This window comes from Herpetosiphon geysericola (assembly GCF_001306135.1).
Classification (GTDB): domain Bacteria; phylum Chloroflexota; class Chloroflexia; order Chloroflexales; family Herpetosiphonaceae; genus Herpetosiphon; species Herpetosiphon geysericola.
Window position 1 is genome coordinate 1 of the sequence record NZ_LGKP01000045.1, and the last position, 5,418, is coordinate 5,418.

General features: G+C 54.5%; 5 protein-coding genes. 3 read left to right on the forward strand and 2 right to left on the reverse strand.

From position 1 onward, the window contains the following. The 3 genes from SE18_RS28095 to SE18_RS26010 form a co-directional block, all read left to right on the forward strand. Positions 1–184, forward strand: a 184-nt coding sequence (locus SE18_RS28095; RefSeq protein WP_236707014.1) for a hypothetical protein, incomplete at its 5' end; no start/stop codon positions are given. A 621-nt stretch (positions 185–805) separates the two neighbouring features. Further along, positions 806–1,354 carry a DUF421 domain-containing protein gene (locus tag SE18_RS26005; protein ID WP_054537398.1) on the forward strand — a complete coding sequence of 183 codons (549 nt, stop codon included), beginning with the start codon at positions 806–808 and terminating at the stop codon, positions 1,352–1,354. 4 nt (positions 1,355–1,358) lie between these two features. After that, on the forward strand, positions 1,359–2,771 hold the full coding sequence (locus SE18_RS26010) for a DUF2254 domain-containing protein (protein ID WP_054537399.1): 1,413 nt from the start codon (positions 1,359–1,361) through the stop codon (positions 2,769–2,771). A gap of 500 nt (positions 2,772–3,271) precedes the next feature. On the opposite strand, the gene SE18_RS26015 is transcribed toward SE18_RS26010, so the two are convergent. Both SE18_RS26015 and SE18_RS26020 read right to left on the reverse strand, forming a co-directional pair. Continuing rightward, positions 3,272–3,529: a hypothetical protein gene (locus tag SE18_RS26015; RefSeq protein ID WP_054537400.1), complete on the reverse strand. Its 258-nt coding sequence runs from the start codon at positions 3,527–3,529 to the stop codon at positions 3,272–3,274. A 211-nt stretch (positions 3,530–3,740) separates the two neighbouring features. Then, on the reverse strand, positions 3,741–4,814 hold the full coding sequence (locus SE18_RS26020) for a hypothetical protein (RefSeq protein WP_054537401.1): 1,074 nt from the start codon (positions 4,812–4,814) through the stop codon (positions 3,741–3,743). Positions 4,815–5,418 lie beyond the last annotated feature (604 nt).

Here is a 5,418-nt window from a genome sequence, read left to right on the forward strand (position 1 = left end):
CGAACTGACCGATGGTATGAAGGGAATCTTTGAATGGTCAACCGACCAGATAGCCATCCACATTGATCCGCATGCTGCCAAAGCGTTAACGGAAGCAGCGATTTGGCAAACCCAATCCCTATGTGCGTCACAATCGGCTTCAGATTGCTCCCATTGGGAATCTTATCTTCCCGGTACAGAATGAAGGATCGCTGTTTATCGTATCGACTGGCCATATTCTGCAGGGCCAGTGGGTCTTTAACCCTGCTGATTGGAAGCTCCCATCGGTTCCGGTATTAACGATGCTGGGGATGAATCTTGCGGATGCAGTGAACGAAATTGTGCATCGTGGCCTCTTAATTATGACCCATGAGGAGGATGATCCGCCTGATGCTCCTGAATGACAACCAAAAGGAAGGGTAATTTTGCTTAATCCCAAGGGCCGACTTGGGTACTATACTGGAATACCACAACGGCCATGATTGATTCCTTGGATAATCAATCATGGCCGTTGTGGTTGCTGCCTGTTTTAAACCTCTCGCCGTTGGGGCAGTGTGTTGAACGTTTTCCTGATCAGCGGTCCTGAGATGGATGCTATCGTTTTAAACCCCCTGGTATAGATATTGATGTAGTGCGTACCAGACACGCTCGCGATCCTGCGCATTCTGGTGGCAGGAATAGGTGCTCCAATCAACCACCCGGAGGCGGGATTGGCTCTGTGCCTCGCCGACGACCACGACCCAAGCAGCAATCATCGTAACGATCTCCGGGAGGCGATTCATGGCCTGCATCGGGCGTGCAGGCCGGTGCAACGAAAGGGGTGTGAATGCATGTAATCTTTGATGGATGGGCCGGGATTGGTCGTACCATCGTCGCTGGAATCCTGGGATATCTGGCGCTGGTGGTGTTCCTCCGTGTCTCCGGTAAGCGTACCCTGTCCAAGATGAATGCGTTTGATCTGGTAGTCACGGTTGCTCTGGGATCAACGCTGGCGACCATTGTGCTGTCGCACGATGTTTCCTTGGCGGAAGGCACGGCGGCCTATGCGGTGCTGATCGCGATGCAGTTTGTGATTGCCTGGCTGTCGGTCCGGTTCCCTGCGATCAGCCGTCTGGTGAAATCAGAACCGCAGCTGTTGGTCTACCAAGGACGGCTGCTTGAAGACGCCATGCACCGTGAGCGGGTTGTCGAGGCCGAAGTGCTGTCTGCGCTTCGCCAACAGGGCATTGCTTCCCTAGCGGCCGGCACTGCCGTAGTGCTGGAGACCGATGGAAGTTTCACCGTGATCAGCGATCCCGATCTGCGACCGCCCAGTGTGCTGCGTGATGTTGCCGGTGCCGATCAGGCCGTTCCAGCCGTATCCAAGGAGGCATGATCTGATGCGAGGACGACTGCACACTTGGTGGGATGAGATCACCAGCAGCCTCTGGTTCATTCCCAGCATCTTCATTGTCCTGGCCATTGTCATCTCGACCGGGCTGATCGAGATCGACGCATGGCTGGCCGCACAGGCATCGCCACTGATTCCCTGGATTTTTAGCGGCACCGCCGATGCAGCTCGCACCGTCCTGTCGGTCATTGCCGGGTCGCTCATCACCGTAATCTCGATTGCGATCTCGTTGACCATTGTGGCCCTCGTGCAGGCATCCGCCCAATGGACCCCGCGGGTGCTGCGCCAATTCACCGCCAGCCGACCCAACCAGGTGGTGTTGGGCGCCTATGCCGCCACCTTCATCTACGCTCTGCTTGTCCTGCGGGCCGTACGCAGCGCGGAGCAGACCGACTCTGGCACCGCTATTCAGGCAAGCTTTGTCCCGGCGCTATCGGTCACGGTGGCGTTGGGGCTGGCCCTCATCTGCGTGGGCTTGCTGATCTTCTTTATCCACCATATTGCCCAGTCGTTACAGATATCCCGCATCCTTGATCGCATCCGCCATGAATTTGTCGCGCAGCTTGATCACCTGTATCCAGCGGATGATCGAGGGGGAGATCCGGATCATCATGCGGTGGCACACCACGTGGAGGAGCAGTATGCTGCCCCGATCCAGATCATCCGGAGCGAGCAGGCGGGCTTCCTACGCCACATTGACCAGGATGCTCTGGTAGCGGCCACCCATGGCACTACCGACTGGCTTTGGGTGCGCCCGCCGATCGGGACCTTTGTCGCCTACGGCGGCATTCTGGCTGAATATGCCGGCACGGTGCCGGCGAACGATGATCTTACTGGGCGCATCCGGGCTGCCTGTATCCTTGCGCCAGAACGGACGACCAGTCAAGACATCCTGTTTGCCATCCGCCAGATCGTTGACATTGGCCTGCGTGCCCTATCACCTGGGATCAATGATATGACCACGGCGGAGTACGCGCTCTGGCATCTCAGCGATATGTTGGGCCGCCTGGCAATCCGGCCATTTCCCCCGGAGGAGCAGCGTGCAGCCGATGGGGTCACGCGCCTGCGCGTGAGTCGTCCATCCTGGGAGGTATTTGTCGCCACCGCTTTTGATCAGCTGCGCCGTGCCGGCCAGGCTGATGTGCATGTCACCCAGACTCTCCTAGAGGTCTTAACCGATCTGGTTGCCCGCATCCCGGTCGATCGCCGAGGTGCCGTGCACCACCAACTCAGCGAAATCCGCCACGCCCTTAACCAGGCATCCTGGAGTCCAGCTGATAGCGTTGCCCTTCAGACTCAGGCTAACGCGCTTGCGCAGGTTCTGGCCGGTGCCGCCGCGTATGGCACCACGAGCCGTGGGACGTCTGTGGGGCGGACGGAAGGATCGCCATGGAGTCGGTAACCGTGACGTGAGTAGTACACGGTTCTGGGATCTGGCGCTCACCATTGCGATTATGGTCATCCTAATGCTGCCGATCGCTGGGAGCGCTTTCGGGGTATGGCTCATGATGCGGAGAGCGCAAAAAACTCTGGGGCACTAGCCCTGTAATGGCATCGCTGGCGCACGCATTGGCTCAGATCGGAAACCGACATACCACCCGCGAACGGTCGCTTCCCAAGCACCATTGCACACTAAGCCACGACACAAACCATCCATATGAGCACCTCACATTCGATGATTCGATACGCACTGTACTGTTAAATACTGGTTTTGAGAAGAGTGCGTATCGAATTAGAATGCACGAACGCGATAATCCCTTGTGATCAACAACCAGCGTACTCGAATGCGCGTACTCCGTGATGGGGCTGCTGTGTCTCATGGGCCTGTTCCCACCATTTTGCAGATACGTTAATCTGCGAAATGATGGAAACAGGCCTACACCTCACGTGTATAGGGTTGTGTTATGAATCTTGCTGATCGCGACCAAAATAAATAGCCGGACTGAAATCCTCTGGAAATTCTTCAGCCAAATAGCCATCTAATGCGCTTCGGATATCGAGGATTTTTTGATTCGCCGCTTGAAATAATGTTTTCTTCCCTCGCCCAGTACCATAGACATTATGAACATCCATCATAATGTCACCAAGATCATCATAGATTCGTTGTAGTTTTCGGGCAATACGTCGATGTTCTGCGAGTGTAAACCCTGGCTTCGTCATAGATCCTCCTAGGAGCACATTCAATCCATACATGATACACAAGCGCCAATAATACCGTAGGCACATCAGCCCTTTGAAAGCAGGGTCTATTTGACATAAAATATGGCATAGTATAGCCGTCAATAATACTGTGACTGGCCACCTATGCTGCCTGATGCTATCGCCGCCCGCAACCCGTGGTCTGTTCATGACCACGGGTTGCGGGCGGCGATTACTGCGCTTGGATCAGCACGGCCGTCGTTGTATCGGTTCCGCTCCCAATCAGGATCTGGACGGTGTGATCGGTCGTTGCTGCTTGGAGCATCACCCCATCGGTCGTTTCATACAGGGTGGTCATCGTATACCCCCGTTTGCCAAGTTCCGTCGTATACACCCCGATGATCTCGGGCGTGGGGCGATTCGACCCATAACTGAGCATCGTCTCCGTAATGAGGATATTCTGGGCATCATCCATGCGCGGCATGCGTCCCATCAGCGTCTCATCGATCGGCGTGCAGCCATCCGGGATCCCCATGGGGGCAACTAGATTGATCTGATCGAGTTCATACACCGCTTCGGTAATGACAGTCGTTTGTTCGGAGCTAATCTCCATGCGCGTCTGGGCTTTGATCACGAGTCCATCCTGATTGACCCAAAAGTCGCCAGCGATGATGACCCCATTTTGATCGCCGGACACCTGATATTGTTCTGCCAGCATGCCATTAATGGTGGTCGCGTCAGCAACGAGCTGCGGTTCATACGAGGCCGCAAACGCGTGCAGCATGCCACCATTCAACGAGCGGGTCATATCAAAGGTGATCTCAAGCATCTCCGGGTTGAGCATGGTGCTCGTACAGTGGAGATCCGTGTTAGTCGTCTGGACCTGATAGACCACGCCATCCAGCAACCACGTGGCCTGTGGCGGTGCATCCGGGGTACTGAGAGTTTGGAGATAGACCGCAAGTGGCGTGTTAATCCGGGCTTCGATCGTCTCGACCACGGATTCCGATGTGGTATCAGTCCCTTGCATTGTCCTCGTCATCGTGCGTGTTCGCACCCGATAACTAGCCAACTGCTTGAGTTGTGCTGCAACCGCTTCCGGATCGGTCAGGTACCGCATGATTAAGGCGGAAGCATTGGCACCAGTCGTTGGCGATGGTGATTGGGTCGGCACCGTAGGCACGGTCGTCTGCGCCGAACCGCTGGTCGTTCGTGGTGTAGGACGCACTCCTGCATCACCACCACAGGCGCTTAAGACCAATCCGATTAGAATACTCCACCCAAGCTGATAGACGCGTTTGTGCATTGATAGGTCTCCTATGACAAGCAAGCGGCTGCATACCGCTACTTTACCAAGCACACGGCATCCAGGATATGACAAAACTTGTCAAAATGGCTAGGATTCGCGTCCCTACCCCTCATTGGGGAGTCCTACCGATTCCGTGGGCCGGTCTATCGTCGGCCAAGCACTGGTCGTGCGGATGGCGACGGCGACGTGCGAACGGAGGTTTTCGCCTAGAGCCGATTTACAAGCGAAAAATTCAACAACAAATCCACGTGATACACAGAAGTTTCAAATGTTTCGTTTCAAGGCAAATAATTTATATCGTCGGCATGAGGATTTCTACAGAAATTTTAAGCGCTATATGAGAGATCGTTTTAGTATTAGGCCTAAACCCAAGTTTCTCGCAGCCGGGCGCAATAGCATTAAAAAAAGTTTATTTGTTCGATAATTCCGCTATTTTGGCGATTTTTTGAGGCAAAAGAGCGTGGAAGAGCGTCACTTTTTCATGAATATTGAAAGATAATCGGTAGTATCTTTCAAAGATGGCAATCATTGTTTTAGGCTATTCTAATGGCCTAAAACACGCCATGTTGCGGCTGGATGTAAAAATCTTGGGTTTGGGCCT